An 18,854-nucleotide genomic window follows, 5' to 3' on the forward strand; every position below is an offset into this window, starting at 1 on the left:
GGTGAAATTAAATGGAAAAATGCCTTCCAGTGGAAATCTGAATGCTAGATCCGACCCTGCTGCGCAGCTTCGTCATGGTGGTCGACGCCGGCAACTTCACCCGCGCCGGCGAGCTGCTGCACCTTACCCAGTCCACCGTCAGCCAGCAGATCCTGCGCCTGGAGGAACAGCTCGGCTGCCGCCTGCTCGAACGCGGCCGGCGCCAGGTGCTGCCGACCGAGTCCGGCGAACGCCTGCTCGGCTACGCCCGACGCATCCTCCAGCTCGGCGAGGAGGCTCGCGAGGCGCTGGGCGACGAGCACAGCGAAGGCGTGTTGCGCCTGGGCCTGCCCGAGGACTTCGCCGGCGAACGCATGATGCCGTTGCTCGCCGCCTTCGCCGCGCAACGGCCGCACCTGCGCCTGGAGGTCAGCAGCGGGCTCAGCCATGAACTGCTGCGCCAGTACCGCGATGGCGAGCTGGATGTGGCCCTGGTCAAGCAATGGGGGGCGGACAGCGATTGCCTGGCGCGCTGGCCGGAGCCGTTGTGCTGGCTGGACAGCGCCACGCAACCCGCGTCCCTGCGCGATCCGCTGCCGCTGGTGGCCTTCCCGCAGGGCGCGCTGTACCGCCAGGAGATGATCCACGCCCTGGAAGCCCAGGGTCGCCGCTGGCGCATCGCCTACGGCAGTGCCGGCCTGGCCAGCCTCTGCGCCGCAGTCACCGCCGGCCTGGGCGTCAGCCTGCTGCCGCGGCGCTGCCTGCAGGGCGGGATGCGCGAGCTGGGCGCGGACGAAGGCTTCCCGCTGGTCGACGGCCTGGAGCTGGCGCTCTACGCCCGCGACGGGCTCGCCGGCAGCGGCCGCAGCCTGTGCGAGCAGCTGCGCGAACTGTGCGACCAGGCCCCGGCCGTCATACCGGCTCGGTCGCGGCCTTGAGGATCTGCTCCGGGGGGCACGGCTGGCCCAGCAGGTAGCCCTGCAGCGAGTCGCAGCCCAGGCGCGTGAGGAAGTCCTGTTGGCGCGGCGTCTCCACGCCCTCGGCGACGATGCGCAGGTCCAGCGCCTGGCCCAGCGCGACGATCGCCGAGACGATGGCCGCGTCGTCGCTGTCCTGTTCCAGGTCACGGACGAAGCCACGGTCGATCTTCAGCTCGTTGGCCGGCAGGCGCTTGAGGTAGAGCAGGCTCGAATAGCCGGTGCCGAAGTCGTCGATGGACAGGTCGACGCCCATGTCGGCGAGCTGGCCCAGGATCGCCAGGCTGCTGTCGGCGTCGCGCATGGCCGTGGTCTCGGTGATCTCCAGGGTCAGGCAGTTGGCCGGCAGGCCGTGGCGAGCCAGGGTCGCGGCGACGCAATCGACCAGCCCGGCGTGGCAGAACTGCAGGGCGGAAAGATTCACCGCAACGCGCCAGTCGTGATGCCCCTGGGCGTACCACAGGCTCATCTGCCGGCAGGCCTCGTCGAGCACCCATTCGCCGATCGGGACGATCAGCCCGGTACGTTCGGCGATGGCAATGAACTCGTCCGGCATCACCAGGCCGCGTTGCGGATGCTGCCAGCGAAGCAGCGCCTCGGCACCGATCAGGCGACCATCGTGGGCGGCGAACTTGGGCTGGTAGTGCAGCAGGAACTCCTTGCGTTCCAGCGCCGAGCGCAGGTCCTGGAGCATCTGCAGGTGGTTGCGCGCATTGGTGTTCATCGACTGCTCGAAGAAGCTGTAGGCGTTCTTCCCGCTGCCCTTGGCGTGGTACATCGCCGCGTCGGCGTTGATCAGCAGCTCCTGCTGGTTCTGCCCGTCGCCCGGGTACAGGGCGATGCCGATGCTGCCGGAGATGCGCAGCTCCTCGCCCTTGACGTGGAACGGCTCGGCCAGCAGGGCGATCTGCTGGCTGGCGACGCTGGCTGCGTCTTCGGGGTCGCGCAGCTTCATGAGCAGGACGAATTCGTCGCCGCCGATGCGCGCCAGGGTGTCTTCGGTGCGCATGTTGTCGCGCAGGCGCTGCGCCACGGCGCGCAGCAGCTGGTCGCCGACGTGGTGGCCGAAGGCGTCGTTCACCGGCTTGAAGCCATCCAGATCGAGGAACATGAGCGCAAAGTGCCCGCCGTCGCGCTGGGCCTTGGCGATCTTCTGGCCGATACGATCTTCCAGCAAAAGGCGGTTCGGCAGGCGCGTCAGGGTGTCGTGCAGGGCCAGTTGGGTGAGTTCCAGGTTGGCCTGGGCCAGCGACTTCGCCAGCTGCGCGGTGCGTTCTTCCATGCGCGCGTCGAGGATCGAGGTGAGCAAGGCGATGGCCAGCACGGCGAGGGTCACGAGGATCACCAGGATCGCCAGCCAGTGGCTGTCCAGCCCGCTCGGCGCGGCGCCGCAGAAGCTGCCCAGCGGGAAGCGCGCGGCGGCCATGCCGGTGTAGTGCATGCCGACGATTGCCAGGCCCATCAGCAGCGCGGCGCCGGCTCGCATCAGGCGCACATAGGGCGTGCGCTTGCGCAGGCGGACGGCGATCCACAGCGCCGCCCCGGAAGCCAGGGCTGCGATCACCAGGGACAGGCCGAACAACACCGGGTCGTAGTCGATGCCCGGCTGCATGAGCATTGCGTACATGCCCAGGTAGTGCATGCCGGCAATGCCGCAGCCCATCACCAGGGCACCGGCGCCCAGTTGCCAGGCGGGCAGCCGTTCCTGGCCGACCAGGGCCAGGGCGAAGCCGGAGCTGAGCACCGCCAGGGCCAGGGAAAGCAGGGTCAGGGCGAGGTCGTAGCCCAGCGGAATCGGCAGGCTGAAGGCCAGCATGCCGATGAAGTGCATCGACCAGACGCCGATCCCCATGGCCACCGCCCCCCCGCCGATCCACAGCAGCGCCCCCCAGCCGCTCGCCCGGGCGATGCGCCCGGCGAGGTCAAGGGCGGTATAGGACGCCAGCACCGCCACGCACAGCGAAATCAGCACCAGCGAAAGATCGTAACTACCAGTCAACATCTCGAATCTCGAACGCGCGTTTGAAGTCCGCGCAAAAGGGGCGAGATTCTAGCCAATTGCCACTATGTCAAACCAGATACGTTTGTCTGCTTAGTTGCCCGCCAACTGGCCATCCGTCTCAGGCAGCAGGCAGCCCTTCGCCATCCACGGGCAATTGCGATTCCAGGCGAAGCCGTGATCGGGCTTGCCGTTCTCGTCGTAGTACGCCAGTTGCACGCGCTGCGCGGTGAACTGCAGGCCGGTGAAGCCCGGTCGCGAGGCCGCGTAAAGCGCCTCCTGGCTGGCGCTCGGGGGTAAGGCGTCGAGCTTCTGCCCGCCGCCACCGGAGATCACCCAGGCCGGCTCGCCGGGTCGCACGATCAATTGCTGGTCGTGATCGTGGGCGGCGACGTAGAGGTCCACCCCGCTCTGCTGCAGCGCCGGCAGCAGGTCGCCGAGCAAGGCGTCGTCATTGCCGTGGTCGCCGAGATTGCGCGGCGGAATGTGCGCCGCCACCACCTTCCAGATCGGCGCAGGTCCTGGTGCGGAGAAGGTCTGGCGGATGAATTCGGCCTGTTGCAGTAGACCTTCACGAGGCGCCGAGCTGTTGAGGAAGACCACCCGCAGCAGCGGCCGGCCATCCACGAGGCCGAAGTCGCGCGTATAGAAATAGTCGGGCATCTGCCAGCGCCGCGACCCCCGGGCCTCGCGGCTGTAGGCCAGCTCCACGCTCGAGGACTTGGGGAAGTCATGGTTGCCGAGCACCGCATAGAAAGGCACGTGACTCAGCCATTTGCCCCAGTAGACGCGCTCGAAACGCAACTGCCAGGTGCGGTCGGAGGTGCCCTTGAGCGCCGGTCCATAGAAGTTGTCGCCCAGCAGCAACACCCCGTTCACCCCGCCGTTGCGCTCGGCGGCACGCTCCATGCCCATGGCCACGCGCCATTGCTGCAGGTCGCCGGAGCCCTGGTCACCCAGGGCGAAAAGCGCGACCTTCTGCGGGTCCTGGCCGGTCAATGGCGTGTAGGGCGGCGGCGGCGTGAGCAGCCAGGCGATGGCGCCCGCAACAGCGGACACGAGCAGCACAAGCGATACCACCAGCCCACGGCCGATACGCCGTGGCCGCCGACCCGGGCGCTTTGAGGAGGATGGATTGGAGGACGAGAGAGGATCGGAGGTGCCGTCGAACATCGATGTGCGGGCCGTCGTTTGTTGTTTGGCGCACTTCAGCAGATCGAATGTGAATCCGGCGTCAAGGCTTCGTTACCGCCATGTTGCCCAGTGCGCCTGCGCTACGCTGGTGAAGTCCCGAACCCGGTGAGGAGCCCGCGCCCCTTGGCGAACGTCCCGCAGTCACTGGCCGTGCCCTTCCGCCGCCTGGCCAACCCTTACACCCGCTACCGCTACGCGGCCTGGATCCATTGCGCGCGGGTTGGCCTGGCACTGCTGGCGTCGATCCTGCTGACCACTGGCATCGACATCCCCCATGGGCTCTGGGCTTCGGTCACCGTGCTGGTAGTGATGGGCGGCCTGGTGCACCAGGGCACCATTCGCGGCAAGTCCTACGAACGGGTACTGGGCACCCTTCTGGGTGCGCTGTTCGGCCTGGGCGTGATCCTGGTGCACCAGATCAGCGGCTCGAACACCCTGACCTACCTGCTGATGTCGGCACTCGGCGCCGCTTCAGCCTACTTCGCCATCGGCCGCCCCGGCTACGTGGCGCTGCTGGCGGGGATCACCATGTGCACGGTCGCCGGGCACGGCGGCAACGACATGACCGAGGGCCTCTGGCGCATGCTCAACGTACTGATCGGCACCGCCCTGGCGCTGGTCTTCGCGCAGATCTACCCGCTGCGCGCGGTGTACGTCTGGCGCTACCTGATGTCGGACAACCTGCGCGCCTGCGCCCGCCTCTACGGCCAGCTGAGCAGCAGCCGCGACCTGCGCGCCGAGCACTTCTCCGCGCAGATGGAAGAACTCGATATGCGCCTGGTCTCGGCCCGCGCGCACCTGGCTCCGGTGGCGCGCGAGACTGCCCTGCCGCTGCGCCAACTGGAGCTGATCCAGCGCGCCCACCGGGCCATCATGGGCACCCTGGAATCGCTGATCGCCTCCCGTCAGTTCGCCGCCGAAGCCAGCGAAATCGAAGCGATTCCGCCCAGTCTCGACCAGCATCGCCAGGCCATCACGCGCCTGCTGCTGCAGTGCGCGCACGCCCTGAAGTTCAGCCGCACCACGCGCCTGGTGCAGGAATGCCAGGGCCTGGAGCGGCTGCCGCCGCGTCCGCACAACCTCTCCGACAGCTTCGAGAAACAGGGCTACTACTGGCTGACGCTGCGCCTCTACGAACAGGTGGAACAGCTTTCCGCCCTGCTCGCCGGCAGCGCCAGCCACTGGAACATCCAGAGCCGCGACCGCCCCACGCAGGGCTGAGCGGCGGCGCCCCGGACTCAGGCGGCGAAACCGCCGTCGATGGTCAGGTTGGCGCCGGTGATGTAGCCGGCTTCCGGGCCTGCCAGGTAGGCAACGAAGGAGGCGATTTCCTCGGCGTGGCCATAACGGTTCAACGCCATCATCTGCTTGAGGCTCTCGGCGAAGTCGCCGCTGTCCGGGTTCATGTCGGTGTCCACCGGGCCGGGCTGCACGGTGTTGACGGTGATCCCGCGCGGGCCCAGGTCGCGGGCGAAGCCACGGGTCAGGCCGGTCACGGCGGCCTTGCTCATGGCGTACACGCCGCCACCGGCGAAGGGCATGCGCTCGGCATTGGTGCTGCCGATGGTGATGACCCGGCCGCCCTCGCCCAGGTGCCGCGCGGCGGCTTGGGTCGCGACGAACACGCTGCGCACGTTGACCGCCACGGTGCGGTCGAAGTCCTCCAGGCTGAAGTCTTCCAGCGGCGCCACGGCCAGTACGCCGGCGTTGTTCACCAGGATGTCGAGGCGGCCGAAGTGGCTCGCGGCCCGGTCAACCGCGGCGCTGAGCTGCGCGGCGTCGGCGCTGTCGGCCTTGATCGCCAGGGCGCGACCACCGGCGGCTTCGATGCTGGAGGCGAGTTCCTCGGCCTTCTGCGCCGAGCTGGCGTAGGTGAAGGCCACGGCGGCGCCGTCGCGGGCCAGGCGCTGGACGATGGCGGCGCCGATGCCGCGCGAGCCGCCCTGGACGAAGGCGACCTTGCCGGCGAGGGAAACATTCTGGGTGCTAGTGCTCATGGACGTGCTCCGAAAGGGAATGGGGTAAACGACGGGCTCAGTTTCCTCCCCGGAATACACAACCGGTAGTCGTTAATCGCTATATTCAGTCGATCCAAATGGTTTACGCGAGCCCGACATGGAAACCCTGAACAGCATAGAGTGCTTCGTCCGAAGCGCTGAGGCCGGCAGCTTCGCCGCCGCCGCACGGCACCTGGGGCTGACTCCCGCCGCGGTGGGCAAGAATGTCGCCCGCCTGGAAGGCAATCTGGGCGTGCGGCTGTTCCAGCGCAGCACCCGCAGCCTGAGCCTGACGGAGGCCGGCGAGCGTTTTCTCGCGGAGGTCTCCGGCGGCCTGGGCAGCATCCGCAACGCCATCGCCAACCTGGCCAGCGCCGGCGGGCAGCCCAGCGGCACGCTCAAGGTGAGCATGGGCCTGGTGTTCGGCCGCGACTACATCCTGCCGCTGCTCGGCGACTTCCTCGCCCGCTACCCGGCGATCCGCCCCGACTGGCACTTCGACAACCGCCAGGTCGAGCTCATTGCCGAAGGCTTCGATGCCGCCATCGGCGGTGGCTTCGAACTGCCGCCCGGCGTCGTCGCGCGCAAGCTGTCGCCGGCGCACCTGGTGCTGCTCGCCACCCCCGCCTACCTCGATACACACACGCCGATCCGCAATCCCGAGGACCTGGCGCAACACGACGGCATTCGCATCCGCTCGCCGCAGACCGGGCGCGTACGCCCCTGGGCGCTGACGCATAGGCAAGGCAAGGGTCAGGCATCCATCGAACTGCGCGAGCGCATGTACATGAGCGACCCGGAAGCCGCCTGCTATGCCGCCCTGCAGGACCTCGGAATAACCCTGGTGAGCATGCAGCACGCCGTGCCCTGGCTGGACAGCGGAAGGCTGCAAAGGGTGCTGCCGGACTGGTACGTGGACGCCGGCAGCACCAGCCTCTACTACCCGGCGCAGAAGCTGCTGCCGGCCAAGACCCGCTGCTTCGTCGAGTTCGTCCTGGAGCGGTTTCGCGCCCAGGGGCTGGAACAGCGTTTCTCCGCGCGCTGACTCAGCGCCCGCGCATTGCGCAGCGGGCGCGTACTGTGCGGTCAGCCGCAGTTGACGCTGCGTATCACCAGGCTGTCGTCGACGTGGATGTTCAGGCGTTGCGGGTTGTATTCCAGGGTCACGGCGTCTTGCGGATGCAGCACCCGCGCGGTCTTCGCCCCGGCCTGCTGGCGGGCTTGATCCACCAGCGCCTGGGTCTGCGACTTGCCCACCAGCGCCTGCAGGGACTCCGCATTGCAGCGAGCATCTTCTGCTGCCGTGGGCTCGGTCGAAGCGCCGGGCTTGGCGGCGCTGCTGCACCCGGCCAGCAGGGTGGTGCCCAGAAGCAGGACGGGCAGGACTCGAATCAAGGACATAAGGCCTCCGTGGCTTGAGTGAAAAGGCGGCAACCTTAGCAAGGCTTGCCTTAGGACCATGGAGGAAAGTGTTACCAGCTACTGCGTGAAATGTCCGAAACGACCGTCCGGCAGGGCTTACACAACCTTTACCGAAGGCTGATTACACTTTTTCTTACCCCATTGTCTTAGGAAGTACCCGACGCAAATTTCGGGCATTTCAGGAGGTAAGACAGATGCTTCGCCGGATTCCTCAACTCGCTGTATTGCTGTGCGGTTCGCTCGCCCTTGCCGGGCAGGCATCGGCACACGGCAATGGCGACGCCGCCGCTGCCGGTGCGATCTTCGGTGCGGTAGTCGGTGGAGCCATCGTCGCCAGCGCTGTCGCCCCGCCTGCCCCGGTCTACTACGCGCCGCCGGCTTACTACCCACCGCCCGCCGCGTACTATCCGCCGCCTCCGGTGTACTACGCCCCTCCGCCGCCAGTTGCTGTGGTGTACGGCGGGCCCGTGTACCGCCCGGTGTACTACGGCGGCCCGCGCTACTATGGCGGCCCGCGTTACTACGGTCCGCCCGGCCATTACCGCCACGGCTACGGTCGCTGGTAAGCAAGAAGCCCCGCAGATCAGGCCGTGTGAAAACACGCTGTGAGCAAGGCAATACAAACGCCCCGACTGGTTCGGGGCGTTTGTTTTTCAGAGGGATCAGCCCATCAACTCGATCAGGCGACGCACGCCGAGCACCTGAATCGCGCGTTTGAGGTTGTAGGCCTGTACTGCCAGGGCCATTTCCGTACTGGCGCCCGCTAACTGTCGGAGCAGGAAACGGCCGTTGCCGAATACCCACTGTTTCAGGTTACCGAAGGGGTGTTCGACGATCGCCCGGCGCTTGGCCATCATCTCCGGCCGGGCGTCCGACCTTGCTCGCCTGCGCCTTGCTGAAGCCAAGTCGCTGCAGATCCAGTCGCGCCACATAGGCCTCGATCACGCGGACCAGATGTTCTTCAGGGACCAACTCATCCAGCGACACTGGAAACAAGCTGCCCTGACCACGCCCTTCACCGCGGATATAGCCCATGAACGACAATGCCCGTATCGATCGATACGGGCATTGTCTTTGGCTTGCACTCAGACCGTTAGGTTTTCACACGGTCTGAAATGCGGGGCTTCTTCTTTTCAGCGCGGCTTCAGAGGCGCTTGCCGTTGAGCAGGAAGTGCGACAGCGCCGGGATCAGCAGCAAGGCGCCGAGCATGTTCCAGATGAACATGAAGGTCAGCAGGATGCCCATGTCGGCCTGGAACTTGATCGGCGACCAGGCCCAGGTCACCACGCCAGCGGCCAGGGTCACGCCGACCAGCGCCACCACCTTGCCGGTGAAGGCCACCGCCTGGCGGTAAGCCATCGCGAGCGGCAGGCCGGCGCGCTGCAACTGCAACTGCACGCTTAGCAGATAGAGCGCGTAGTCGACGCCAATCCCCACGCCCAGCGCGATCACCGGCAGCGTCGCCACCTTCACGCCGATGCCGAGGAACACCATCAGCGCCTCGCAGAGCATCGAGGTCAGCACCAGCGGCAGGATCGCCACCACGGTCGCGCGCCAGCTGCGGAAGGTGATCAGGCAGAACAGGCTGACCGCCGCGTAGATGTACAGCAGCATGGTGTGGTTCGCCTGGTGCACCACGCTGTTGGTCGCCGCCTCGATACCGGCACTGCCGGCGGCGAGGAGGAACTGCCGATCAGGCGTGCTGTTGGCCTTGGCGAAGTCTTCGGCGATCGCCGTCACTTCTTCCAGGGTCTTGGCCTTGTGGTCCTTGAGGAAGGCAATCACCGGCATCACCGAGCACTCGGTGTTGAACAGCTCGGGCGCGTTCACCGAAGCCTGTTGCGCCGCGTAGTTGAGCACGTCCTGGTTGCGCTGCAGGCTGGCGAATTTCGGGTTGCCTTCGTAGGTGCCGGCGGTGATCTGGCGTACCGCGTTGGTCAGCGAAACGGTAGTCTGCACGCCCGGATGCTGCTGCAGCGCCCAGCCCAGGCGGTCGGCGAGGATCAGCGTGCGGTAGTTCAGGCAGCCTTCGGCGGGCGTTTTCACCATCACCGCGAAGAGGTCGCTGGACAGCGCGTAGTGGCTGGTGATGTAGGCGTTGTCGCGGTTGTAGCGCGAGTCGGCGCGCAGCTCCGGCGCCCCGGCGTCGAGGTCGCCGATCTGCAGGTGCTGGCTGATGGCGAAGCTGCCGCCGCCGATCACTCCCGCGACCACCAGGGCGATGGTCGCCCAGCGCCGTTCGGTGAAGTGGTCGAGCAGGCTCCACAGCCGGCCGATGCCCTGCTCGTGGGACTCCAGCTGGTCTTCGCGCAGCGCACGGGCGGCGGCACGCAGGCTGACGCCGACGAAGGACAGCGCCACCGGCATCATCAGCAGCGAAGTGAAGATCAGCACGGCGACGCCGATGCTGGCGGTGAGCGCCAGTTCCTTGATCACCGGGATGTCGATCAACAGCAGGACGCCGAAGCCCACGGCGTCGCACAGCAGCGCGGTGACCCCGGCCAGGAACAGGCGGCGGAAGGTGTTGCGGGCGGCCACCAGGCGATGGGTGCCGCGGCCGATGTCCTGCATGATGCCGTTCATCTTCTGCGTGGCGTGCGACACGCCGATGGCGAAGATGAGGAACGGCACCAGGATCGAATACGGATCAAGGGCGAAGCCGAGCCAGGCGACCAGGCCCAGTTGCCAGACCACCGCCAGCAGCGAGCAGAAGATCACCAGCAGGCTGCTGCGCAGGCAGCGGGTGTAGAAGAAGATGATGCAGAAGGCCGAGATCACCGCCAGGCCGAAGAACAGCATCACCCGCATCAGGCCATCGATCAGGTCGCCCACCAGCTTGGCGAAGCCGATCACGTGGATGCGTACCGCGCCCTTGCCCGGCTCGCCCGCCTCGAAGGCCTGGCGGTCACCCTGGTACTCGTACTTGACGCGCAGCTCGTCGAGCTCGTGGGAGAAGGTCCGGTAGTCGATGCCCTTGCCGGTCGCCGAGTCATGGTCCAGCAGCGGCACCACCAGCATGCTCGAACGGAAGTCGTTGGCCACCAGGCTGCCGACGATGCCGGCGCGGGCGATGTTCTGCCGCAGTTGGGCGATGCTCGCGTCGTCGCCGGCATAACCGTCGGGCATCACCGCGCCGCCCTGGAAGCCTTCCTCGGTCACTTCGGTCCAGCGCACGGCGGGCGACCACAGCGACTTCATCCAGGCACGGTCGACGCCCGGGCTGAGGAACAGCTGGTCGTTGATCTGCTTGAGCGTCTCCAGGTAGGCCGGCGCGAAAATGTCGCCGCTGTTGCTCTCCACCACCACCCGCACCGAGTTGCCCAGGCCACGCAGGGCGGCGCGGTTCTCCAGGTAGTTGCGGATGTACGGCTGGCTCTGCGGGATCATCTTCTCGAAGCTTGGCTTGACCTCCAGCCGCGTCACCGCCATCCAGCCCAGCAGCAGCGTGACCAGCGCGATCAGGCTGACGAACAGCACCCGGTGATTGAACACCAGGCGCTCCAGCAGGTTGCCGCTGTGCGTATCGAAGTCCCGCAGTTCGCGGACTACAGGCATCTCGCCTTGCTTGAGGTCGACCATTTTGAGGCTATCTCGCTGTCTTGTTCTTATTGTCCGGCCGGCAGCGCGCTGCGCTGCAGGCCACGGTTGCCAACCAGCAGCAGGCTGTCGCCGCTGGCCAGCACACCGCTGACGGGCGTGCGTTCGTTCAGCGCCAGCGGTGCGAAGCTGGCGCCCAGGTCACGGCTGACCAGGCCTTGCCCGGCCTGGCTGAAGAGGTAGAGGCGACCGTCGCCGCCGACGCTGGCGGCGGTGAGGCTGACCGGCAGGCCAGTGTTCACTTCGCTCCAGCTCGCGCCACCATCGACGCTGCGCACGGCATGGCCGCGCAGGCCATAGGCGAAGATCAGGCCGGGTTCACCGACCACGCCGAAGAAGGTGCCCTTGTAGGGAGAAGTCAGCGCGACGAAGCGCTGGCTCTGGCGGTCCAGCTTCAGGATCAGGCCCTGCTCACCCACGATGAACAGGTCCTCGCCCACTGCCGCGATGGCGGTCAGGTGCAGCGATTGCGGGTTATCCACGCGATGGTTCCACGGCGTCCAGGTCAAGCCGCCGTCGGCGGTGTGCAGGATCAGGTTGAAGGCACCGACCACGAAGCCTTCCTTCGCGTTCTTGAACCAGACGTCGAGGAACGGCTTGTCGGCGCCCTCCTCTTTCATACGCTGGGCCTGGTCGAGCAGCGCGGCGTTGTCCGCCTGCGGATTGGCCGCGTAGAAGTCCAGCATCAGCTGGCCGATGCGCCGGCCGTCGAGCTGGCGCGTCCAGTGCGCGCCGCCGTCGTCGCTGTGCAGCACCACACCGTCATGGCCGACGGCCCAGCCGTCGCGTTCGCCGGCGAAGCGAATCGCGGTGAGATCGGAACTGACCGGCACCTCGGCCTGCTGCCAGTCGCGCCCGTCGTTGTCCGAATAAAGGATGTGGCCACGCTGACCGACCACCAGCAGGCGCTTGCCCGCCCGGGTGATCGCCGACAGCGGGCTGCCCAGCGCCAGGGTGCTGTGCTGCGCGGGCAGGTCCAGCACATCGACGTACTCGGCGGTGGCCGGCGGCGCGGCGAGCAGCGCCAGACCCAGCCCGGCGCCGGCCAGGGCGAGCTTGAGGGGAGTTTGCATACGGCTTCCTCGGTACTAGGGTGCGGCGGCCGCGAGGGCCGCCGCGTCCGGGCTCATCCGCTTAGCGGATACCGCTACCGGCGAGGGCTTCGGGCGACCACTGGGTGGCGGCCAGCGGCTCGATGTAGTTGATGCCGCCGTACGGGCCGACGACGCCGTTGATGTTGTACGAGCCTGCGGTCAGGTCGTAGATCATGAACGGAGTGGCGTCCGGGATGTGCTTGTCGTAGCTCTGGCTGAGGAAGGCGAAGGAGCCGCGATAGAGCTGGCCACGGGCGTCGTATTCGTCGGAGGCCAGAGCGACCCAGCTGTCCTCGTCGAGGTAGAAGCGGCGCTTGGCGTAGATGTGCCGCGCGTTCGACTTCAGCGTGCCCTCGACTACCCACACGCGGTGTTTCTCCCAGCGCACGAAGTCAGGCGCCAGGTGGTTCGGCGTGACCACCGGCTTGATGTCGTTGGCGTAGGTCAGGCGGTAGGTGTTGTAGGGCACGATCATTTCCTGCTTGCCCACCAGCTTCCAGTCGTAGCGGTCCAGCGCACCGTTGAAGACGAACACGTCGTCGTAGGTGCCGGCGCCGGCCATGCCCGGGTTCGGGGTGTCGTACGCCAGGTTCGGTGCCAGCTTCACGCGGCGCTGGCCGGGCAGGTACTGCCAGGCGCGGCGCGGTTGCTGCAGCGGGTTGGCGGCGTCCTTGAGCATCATCGCCTCGCCGGCGCGGCGCGCCGGGCCGCTGTAGTACAGCTTCATCTGGTAGTAGACCTCGGTGCCTTTCACCGGCTGGTCGAGGTTCTCGTAGATCGGGTAGTTGATGAACGCCTGGCCGGTGGTGGCCAGGTTGGCGCTACCGGAGGAGTCGACGTTCCACGAGTCGTACTTGGCCTTGATGTTCACGCCCTGGTAGCGCAGCAGGAAGTTCCACATGGCTTCCGCACCGGTCTTCGGAATCGGGAACGGCACGCCCGGCAGCGCGTTGTCGATGGCGGTGCCGCCTTCCAGGGATTGGGTGGCGACGGCGTTCTTCTTGCTGTTGGCCAGCACGGCGTCGGGCAGGACGGCGCTGCGGTGGGTCGGGTAGACGTCCACGCGGAAGCTCGGGTAGCGCTTGGCCAGTTCCAGGGTGGTGGCGCTGAGCTGGTTCTTGTACTGGTCGACGTTCTTGCCGTCGATGACCATCACCGGCTTCTCGCCAGCGAAGGGGTCCGGACGCATGGAATCACCGGCCTTGAAGGCGGCCGGCGCAGTGGTCAGGCCGCCGTCGTAGGCGGGGATCGAACCGTCCGCGTTGGCGCCTTTCTCGGCGCCGACGAGGGTCAGGGCGCCGCCCAGCTGGGCGGCCTCCTGTTGCGATACAGCGGCTTGGGCTGCGCCGCTCATAGCCAGGCCGAGGGCCATGGCGATCAAGGTGGGCTTGAAGTTCATCGTGTTGCTCTCCTGCTCCGGGTCGGGAGCGTCAGGTAAGTCAGAAGGTCGCCTTGAACGAGGCGGTCACCATGCCGCGATCCTTCAGCAGAGGCGCGAGGCCTCCCTGGGAGGTGATCTGTCCGGGAATGCACTGGTACTGGCCGTTGGCCCCCGGGGTGTTGTTGTCGTGCCCGGTCTTGCAGGTATCGAAGGGACCGAAGGCATCGACGTACTTGAGGTCGAAGCGGTACTTCTGGTGGTAGTCGGCGGCCAGGCCGACCGAATAGCTGCCGGCATCTTCGTTGCCGCCCAGCTGCACCGCCGAGTTGCCATGCAGGCCGACGTTGTAGGAAAGCGGCATGGACAGGTCGACGCCCGGGAAGGCCTGGTACCAGGTCGGGGTGAAGTTGGTCGACATGGCGTAGGCGTTCGGCGTGACCTTGTCGACGCCGCGGTAGGTGGAGTCGCCCTTGAAGGTCTGCTCGCCCTCGGTGACTTCCACCAGGTGCGTCAGGGTGCCTTCCACCGCCAGCGACGAGGCGTCCCACAGCGGGGTGGCGCCGAAGGTCACCAGGCCGTTGAGCACGACGTGGAAGGTGCGACCACGGGCCAGGCCGGTCTCGCCGTCGCTCGGCAGCTCGCCGATCAGGTTGGCGCCATTGATCCGGCCTGCCTGGGCCGCCTTGTAGAGGGTCGGGTTGACGGTGGTGAAGTTGCTCGCCAGCGGCATGTTCTCGCGGTAGTTCACGTCCATGCCGACGCTCACCGGACCGACTTCCTTCGACAGGCTGATGCCGTAGATGTCGATGTCGTCGGCGTAGGCGGTGATGTAGTTCATGCCCTGCAGGCCTGCCAGGCCGGGTTTCTGCAGGTTCGGCGCGTCCACCAGGACCGCCGGCAGGGTGTCGGAGGTCTTGCGGTAGTAGAAGCCGAGGGTGCCGTCGAGCCATTCCGGGCTCCACTTGGCCATCAGGCCGAAGTCGCCGGTGTTGCTCGGCTCGTGGTCATGGCCGCGCGGCGCGCCGTAGAAGGCGTTCAGCGCCGGCACCGGCAGCCAGAAGACGTTGCCGCCGTCGTTGAGCATGTCGTAGGGGCCCATGTAGGTGCCGCCTTCGGGGAAGCGCGAGTTCTGGAACTCGAGGAAGTACTGCGCGCCCAGGGTCAGCTCCGGGTTGACCGTGAGCGACGCCGACAGCTGGTTGCGCGGCATGAACAGCTCCTTCGCCTCGGTGCCGGGCACGTTGTACAGCTTGCCCAGGTCCAGGGCCGACTGGCCGTAGTTGATGCCGTTGGCGGCGCTGAACAGCGTCTCGCCCCAGTACACGGTGTGGCGGCCGAGCTTGCCGCTGAGCTGCATGCCGTCGCCCACTTCGTGGTTGCCGAAGATGAAGGCGTCGAGGATTTCACCGGACGGACCGTTGTAGTAGCGATCGGCGAAGTTGCTCGAGCCATGGGTGGCCGGCTTGGCGCCGCGCGGGGCGATGATGTTGCCGTTGGCGCCGACCAGGTGCCCCTGGTTGCCGGCCTGGCCCGGGAACGGGTTGTTGCTGGCGATGTCGTCGTAGGCGTGGTCGTACCAGCCGGCGGCGCTGAGGCGGAAGCCCATGCTGTCGCGATAGACGAAATCCAGCTCGCTGAGCAGGTCGAAACGCTGGGTGACCGCGCTGCCGACGGCGAAGTTGCGGTCGCCGTCGTTGACGTTCGCGGTGCGGGCGATCTTGCTGTTCTGCCCTTCCACGCGTTGCCCGTAGCTGAGCTTCACGGTGTTGTCGAAGCGCAGGCTGATGTCGGGGTTGCCGGTGTCGATTTCCACCGCCAGTGCCAGCGGGCTGCCGATGGCGGCGACGATGGCCGAAGCCAGCAGACAGCGGCGCAGCGGCCGTGGTTGGTACTTCGCGTGATGCATGGGGTTGCTCCGTGGTTTCTTGTTGTTGTCTCGACTTGCTCCAGGGCCAGGTTTCGACCCCTGCCGGCCTGCCTTAAGGCAAGCGCGGCCCGTCACCGGCGCCAGGCGCCGGCTCCGCTTACCGTGTTGAATCAGTGATCGAGGCGCTGGATCAGCGCATCGGCGCCTGGCCAGTCGCCGAACCCGGAAGCCGGGTTCAGGTGGCCGACGCAGCCGAGCTCCACCAGCGTGCCGCCCCAGGCGCGGGACATGCGCTGTACCGCGGCGAGGCTGGCCAGGTGATCGTTCTCGCTGGCCGCCACCAGGGCCGGGAATGGCAGGCGCTGCTGCGGCAGCGGCGCCCAGCCGTTCTCGCGCAGGCTTTCCGGGGTCGGGTAGCCTTCCGGCCAGGTCGCATCCAGATCCGGCGGGGTGGCCAGCAGCGCACCCTTGACCGGGCGGTCGTAGCGCGCCGCCCAGTGCACCACCATCAGCACGCCGGCACTGTGGGCGACCATAATCAGCGGCCCGTCGATCTGCTCGACCTCGCGCTGGATGGCTTCCACGCGGGCGTCGAGGCTGAGCTTGTCCTCGGTCAGCGGCGGCACCGAACGCACGTTCGGCAGGCGCGCCGCCAGCAGGGTCTGCCAGTGTCCGGGGACGTGCTCGCGCAGTCCGGGAACAATGAGGACGGTCGTGTCTTTGTTAGGGCTCACCGGATCACCTTGCAGGGCTTCTCGAAGATGTTGGAAAGACAGTACGGGCGAGCCGAGGGTGGTGCTTCGCATAGAGCGTCAGGCACTTCGCAATTGATGACAGGGGCGCCGGCAGGCGCGTCCTTCAGCCCTGGCGCAGGCCTTGCCACTGTTGGCTTTCCGGCCATTGGCGAGCATTTGGAACAAGGTATTGCAGCCGCCCTGGGCTAATCTTTCGAACACGCACGAGGCGGCCATCGATAGAATCTGTCGTCTCGGCACAAGCCGGAATCGGGTATGCACGGCCCCCGCGCTTTCCAATACGCGACACGGTCCTCCCCGGCCAACAAGAAGAAGAAGGCGATCTGCATGACTCCAATGGTTCGTATCGCGGCCCTCACCAACTACCTGGAAGTAGCCCGCCACCTGGGCCTCAACCCGCAGCAGATGCTCAGCCAGGTCGGCCTGAGCCAGTCGATGCTGGAACACCCCGAGCAGCGCATCCCCACCGCCGCAGCGGTACGCCTGCTGGAAGAGTCGGCGCGCGCCAGCGGCTGCGAAACCTTCGGCCTGCGCATGGCCGAGTCGCGGCAACTCGCCGACTTCGGCGTGATCAGCCTGCTGCTCACACACCAGGCGACCCTGCGCGACGCGCTGGACACCATCGTCCAGTACCGCCACCTGCTCAACGATTCCCTGGCGCTGTACGTCGACGAAGAAGGCCGCACGGTGATCCTCCGCGAAGAGCTGCTCACGGTGCCCCCCATGCCGATCCGTCAGGGCATCGAGCTGGCCATTGGCGTGCTCTACCGGCTGTGCGGCGCCCTCCTCGGCCCGCACTGGCAGCCGCTGAGCGTGAACTTCACCCACGACGCTCCGACCGACCTGCAAGTCCATCGCCGACTGTTTCACTGCAAAATCGAGTTCGGCAGCGAGTTCAACGGTATCGTCTGCCCAGCCGCCGCACTGGACGCGGCCAACCCCATGGCCGACCCGGCGATGGTCCGCCACGCCCGCAGCTTCGTCGATTCGCTGCCCGGCGCGAGCGACGGCAGCACCCTCAACGAAGTGCGCAAGGCCATCTACCTGTTCCTGCCGATGGGCCGCGCCACCATCGAACAGATCGCCCAGTCCCTCGGCCTCAACGTCCGCACCCTGCAGCGCCGCCTGGAAGACAACGGCGTGACCTTCTCCGACCTGATCAACGAAGTCCGCCGCGAACTGGTCCTGCGCTACCTGGAAAACCCCCGCTACACCCTCGGCCGAATAGCCGACCTGCTCGGCTACTCCATGCCCAGCTCCTTCACCCGCTGGTTCGCCCTGCAATTCGGCATGGCCCCGGCGGCCTGGCGCCGCGAGCACGGGCGCAAGGAACAGGAATAAGGCCCCACGCCAAGAGCAGCGAGGAATTGCTGCTCTTGTAGGAGCGAGCTTGCTCGCGAACCTTATTCAACCCGCCCGAGGTCAATCCTCGTCGGGAATAAGAAATCTCGTACAACCCCCTCAGACCCACCCGAAAGACACCCGCCTCCACGCCTGAAAGCATCCCCGGCCTCGAGCACAGCAGGCCCGTCCATTCTGGTAACTCCCCCTGATCTCCGCCTCGCGTCCCCTGCCCCTCCTCGGCAGTTTCGCCCGGACCTCATCGAAACCTCTGTCGCTCGTGTCATCCAGCGCACACACGGAGGCCCCATGCCACTTCGCATAGCTCCACAAAGTACAGACCAGTCTCGGGACTGCTCGCGGCGCAAGCTGCCAATCTCTTTCATACATAGAGACAAGGACGCCCGGCCCACTGCCGCGCCGCCCTGGCTCACCATCATCTGCGGACTCATCACCTGCCTGTTCGCTGCCGAGGCCCAGGCCGGAACCATCTACGGGGTCAATCACACTCACTGGGCGATCAATCACTTCAGCGTCGACGGGCATTCGGCCGTCGACATCATTGGTCCCTATCAGGGCGGAGGGGGTGGCTGGGGTTACTCGCCGCCGGCGCAATGGCGGCCAGGCATGACGGTGCGGGTGGATTGGGAACGAGGTGAATCAAGCACCAAGGGGTTCCTAGCAGCTGATGATTGGCAGAAGTATAAGGAGTGGGAGAAGAAAATGATGGCCAACAATCGGCAGTTAACCAAGGACGTTGCTGTGCCGGATTACACGGGCCAGAAGGTCTGCGGCATCACCGTGCATTTCCTCCCCTGCGACCAACTCCAGGTCACCACTTCTTGCTACCCCTACGGCGCACCCGAATATCCGATCAAGACCCCGCTGCACCTGCCGGAGCCGAACGCATGTCCGAAATGAAATTCTCCGACCTGCTCTGGTATCCGCCGCAGTTTCCCTCGAAATGGCGCATACCTCGTCATCTTGCCCAGGTGCAGGACAATCTCCGACGCCAACGCAGTTGGGAAGTCGGTTACCACGATGCCCTGTGCCAGGCCGCTCAGCGTCGGGTGGAGCGCCCGTGCTGCAAGACCGTGCATATCAGCCTGTTCTTCGACGGCACCGGCAATAACCTGAACAACGACCTGTTCGTGGCTGATCCCCAGCACCCAACCAATATCGCCCGGCTGTTCCGCGCCACCATCGGTGCCGGCTATGCCGGTGGGACCGCCAGCGCCGGCAGCCAGGCT

The 18,854-nt window shown here is 66.6% G+C and carries 15 protein-coding genes and 1 pseudogene; 6 read left to right on the top strand and 10 right to left on the bottom strand.

Translation table 11 applies throughout. The annotated features are described in order from the left end of the window. The first annotated feature begins 41 nt into the window (after nucleotides 1-41). A complete protein-coding gene (locus PKB_RS14730) occupies nucleotides 42-917 on the top strand; it encodes a LysR family transcriptional regulator (RefSeq protein ID WP_043252860.1) in 876 nt (291 codons plus the stop codon). Here the strand turns inward: PKB_RS14730 and PKB_RS14735 are convergent. Both PKB_RS14735 and PKB_RS14740 read right to left on the bottom strand, forming a co-directional pair. Further along, nucleotides 892-2,958: a putative bifunctional diguanylate cyclase/phosphodiesterase gene (locus PKB_RS14735; protein ID WP_043252861.1), complete on the bottom strand. Its 2,067-nt coding sequence runs from the start codon at nucleotides 2,956-2,958 to the stop codon at nucleotides 892-894. The genes PKB_RS14730 and PKB_RS14735 overlap by 26 nt on opposite strands. A 90-nt stretch (nucleotides 2,959-3,048) precedes the next feature. Continuing rightward, complete coding sequence (locus tag PKB_RS14740) at nucleotides 3,049-4,014, bottom strand: metallophosphoesterase (protein ID WP_242411174.1); 966 nt, start codon at nucleotides 4,012-4,014, stop codon at nucleotides 3,049-3,051. 258 nt (nucleotides 4,015-4,272) lie between these two features. Here PKB_RS14740 and PKB_RS14745 point away from each other — a divergent pair, with 258 nt between their 5' ends. Then, entirely contained in the window at nucleotides 4,273-5,370 is a 1,098-nt protein-coding gene (locus PKB_RS14745) for an FUSC family protein (protein ID WP_043252862.1), read from the top strand. A gap of 17 nt (nucleotides 5,371-5,387) precedes the next feature. Here PKB_RS14745 and PKB_RS14750 read toward each other — a convergent pair whose 3' ends face one another. Continuing rightward, nucleotides 5,388-6,146 (bottom strand): 3-oxoacyl-ACP reductase family protein, encoded by a 759-nt coding sequence (locus tag PKB_RS14750; protein ID WP_043252863.1) that lies wholly within the window; start codon nucleotides 6,144-6,146, stop codon nucleotides 5,388-5,390. 118 nt (nucleotides 6,147-6,264) lie between these two features. Between PKB_RS14750 and PKB_RS14755 the strand changes: the two genes are divergently transcribed. Next, complete coding sequence (locus PKB_RS14755; protein WP_043252864.1) at nucleotides 6,265-7,191, top strand: LysR family transcriptional regulator; 927 nt, start codon at nucleotides 6,265-6,267, stop codon at nucleotides 7,189-7,191. A gap of 41 nt (nucleotides 7,192-7,232) precedes the next feature. On the opposite strand, the gene PKB_RS14760 is transcribed toward PKB_RS14755, so the two are convergent. Then, complete coding sequence (locus PKB_RS14760; protein ID WP_043252865.1) at nucleotides 7,233-7,547, bottom strand: I78 family peptidase inhibitor; 315 nt, start codon at nucleotides 7,545-7,547, stop codon at nucleotides 7,233-7,235. Nucleotides 7,548-7,762: 215 nt separating this feature from the next. Between PKB_RS14760 and PKB_RS14765 the strand changes: the two genes are divergently transcribed. After that, nucleotides 7,763-8,134, top strand: a complete 372-nt coding sequence (locus PKB_RS14765; RefSeq protein WP_043252866.1) for a hypothetical protein — start codon at nucleotides 7,763-7,765, stop codon at nucleotides 8,132-8,134. Between the two features lie 96 nt (nucleotides 8,135-8,230). Here the strand turns inward: PKB_RS14765 and PKB_RS14770 are convergent. The 6 genes and pseudogenes from PKB_RS14770 to PKB_RS14795 form a co-directional block, all read right to left on the bottom strand. After that, nucleotides 8,231-8,440 (bottom strand): annotated as a pseudogene (locus PKB_RS14770) (transposase); the annotation flags it as partial. Nucleotides 8,441-8,712: 272 nt separating this feature from the next. Beyond that, complete coding sequence (locus tag PKB_RS14775; protein ID WP_043252868.1) at nucleotides 8,713-11,148, bottom strand: efflux RND transporter permease subunit; 2,436 nt, start codon at nucleotides 11,146-11,148, stop codon at nucleotides 8,713-8,715. A 26-nt stretch (nucleotides 11,149-11,174) separates the two neighbouring features. Continuing rightward, on the bottom strand, nucleotides 11,175-12,239 hold the full coding sequence (locus tag PKB_RS14780) for a WD40/YVTN/BNR-like repeat-containing protein (protein WP_043252869.1): 1,065 nt from the start codon (nucleotides 12,237-12,239) through the stop codon (nucleotides 11,175-11,177). 61 nt (nucleotides 12,240-12,300) lie between these two features. Next, on the bottom strand, nucleotides 12,301-13,659 hold the full coding sequence (locus PKB_RS14785; RefSeq protein WP_043252870.1) for a DUF1329 domain-containing protein: 1,359 nt from the start codon (nucleotides 13,657-13,659) through the stop codon (nucleotides 12,301-12,303). Between the two features lie 40 nt (nucleotides 13,660-13,699). Beyond that, nucleotides 13,700-15,547, bottom strand: a complete 1,848-nt coding sequence (locus PKB_RS14790; RefSeq protein ID WP_043252871.1) for a DUF1302 domain-containing protein — start codon at nucleotides 15,545-15,547, stop codon at nucleotides 13,700-13,702. A 131-nt stretch (nucleotides 15,548-15,678) separates the two neighbouring features. Continuing rightward, the gene (locus PKB_RS14795) at nucleotides 15,679-16,242 is read right to left on the bottom strand and encodes an RBBP9/YdeN family alpha/beta hydrolase (RefSeq protein WP_043252873.1); all 564 of its coding nucleotides are present in this window, start codon (nucleotides 16,240-16,242) and stop codon (nucleotides 15,679-15,681) included. Between the two features lie 348 nt (nucleotides 16,243-16,590). Here PKB_RS14795 and PKB_RS14800 point away from each other — a divergent pair, with 348 nt between their 5' ends. Both PKB_RS14800 and PKB_RS14805 read left to right on the top strand, forming a co-directional pair. Next, nucleotides 16,591-17,604 carry an AraC family transcriptional regulator gene (locus PKB_RS14800; RefSeq protein WP_043257368.1) on the top strand — a complete coding sequence of 338 codons (1,014 nt, stop codon included), beginning with the start codon at nucleotides 16,591-16,593 and terminating at the stop codon, nucleotides 17,602-17,604. Nucleotides 17,605-17,913: 309 nt separating this feature from the next. Further along, the gene (locus tag PKB_RS14805; RefSeq protein WP_084166649.1) at nucleotides 17,914-18,525 is read left to right on the top strand and encodes a Tli1a family immunity protein; all 612 of its coding nucleotides are present in this window, start codon (nucleotides 17,914-17,916) and stop codon (nucleotides 18,523-18,525) included. Nucleotides 18,526-18,854: the final 329 nt, after the last annotated feature.

The sequence above is a fragment of the Pseudomonas knackmussii B13 genome (assembly GCF_000689415.1).
Classification (GTDB): Bacteria; Pseudomonadota; Gammaproteobacteria; order Pseudomonadales; family Pseudomonadaceae; genus Pseudomonas; species Pseudomonas knackmussii.

What these genes read in the sequence shown, in the direction of transcription:
- PKB_RS14730 (WP_043252860.1), top strand. Translation starts at nt 42, where the DNA reads ATGCTAGATCCGACCCTGCTGCGCAGCTTCGTCATGGTGGTCGACGCC.
- PKB_RS14735 (WP_043252861.1), bottom strand. Translation starts at nt 2,958, where the DNA reads ATGTTGACTGGTAGTTACGATCTTTCGCTGGTGCTGATTTCGCTGTGC.
- PKB_RS14750 (WP_043252863.1), bottom strand. Translation starts at nt 6,146, where the DNA reads ATGAGCACTAGCACCCAGAATGTTTCCCTCGCCGGCAAGGTCGCCTTC.
- PKB_RS14755 (WP_043252864.1), top strand. Translation starts at nt 6,265, where the DNA reads ATGGAAACCCTGAACAGCATAGAGTGCTTCGTCCGAAGCGCTGAGGCC.
- PKB_RS14760 (WP_043252865.1), bottom strand. Translation starts at nt 7,547, where the DNA reads ATGTCCTTGATTCGAGTCCTGCCCGTCCTGCTTCTGGGCACCACCCTG.
- PKB_RS14765 (WP_043252866.1), top strand. Translation starts at nt 7,763, where the DNA reads ATGCTTCGCCGGATTCCTCAACTCGCTGTATTGCTGTGCGGTTCGCTC.
- PKB_RS14775 (WP_043252868.1), bottom strand. Translation starts at nt 11,148, where the DNA reads ATGGTCGACCTCAAGCAAGGCGAGATGCCTGTAGTCCGCGAACTGCGG.
- PKB_RS14780 (WP_043252869.1), bottom strand. Translation starts at nt 12,239, where the DNA reads ATGCAAACTCCCCTCAAGCTCGCCCTGGCCGGCGCCGGGCTGGGTCTG.
- PKB_RS14785 (WP_043252870.1), bottom strand. Translation starts at nt 13,659, where the DNA reads ATGAACTTCAAGCCCACCTTGATCGCCATGGCCCTCGGCCTGGCTATG.
- PKB_RS14790 (WP_043252871.1), bottom strand. Translation starts at nt 15,547, where the DNA reads ATGCATCACGCGAAGTACCAACCACGGCCGCTGCGCCGCTGTCTGCTG.
- PKB_RS14800 (WP_043257368.1), top strand. Translation starts at nt 16,591, where the DNA reads ATGACTCCAATGGTTCGTATCGCGGCCCTCACCAACTACCTGGAAGTA.
- PKB_RS14805 (WP_084166649.1), top strand. Translation starts at nt 17,914, where the DNA reads ATGCCACTTCGCATAGCTCCACAAAGTACAGACCAGTCTCGGGACTGC.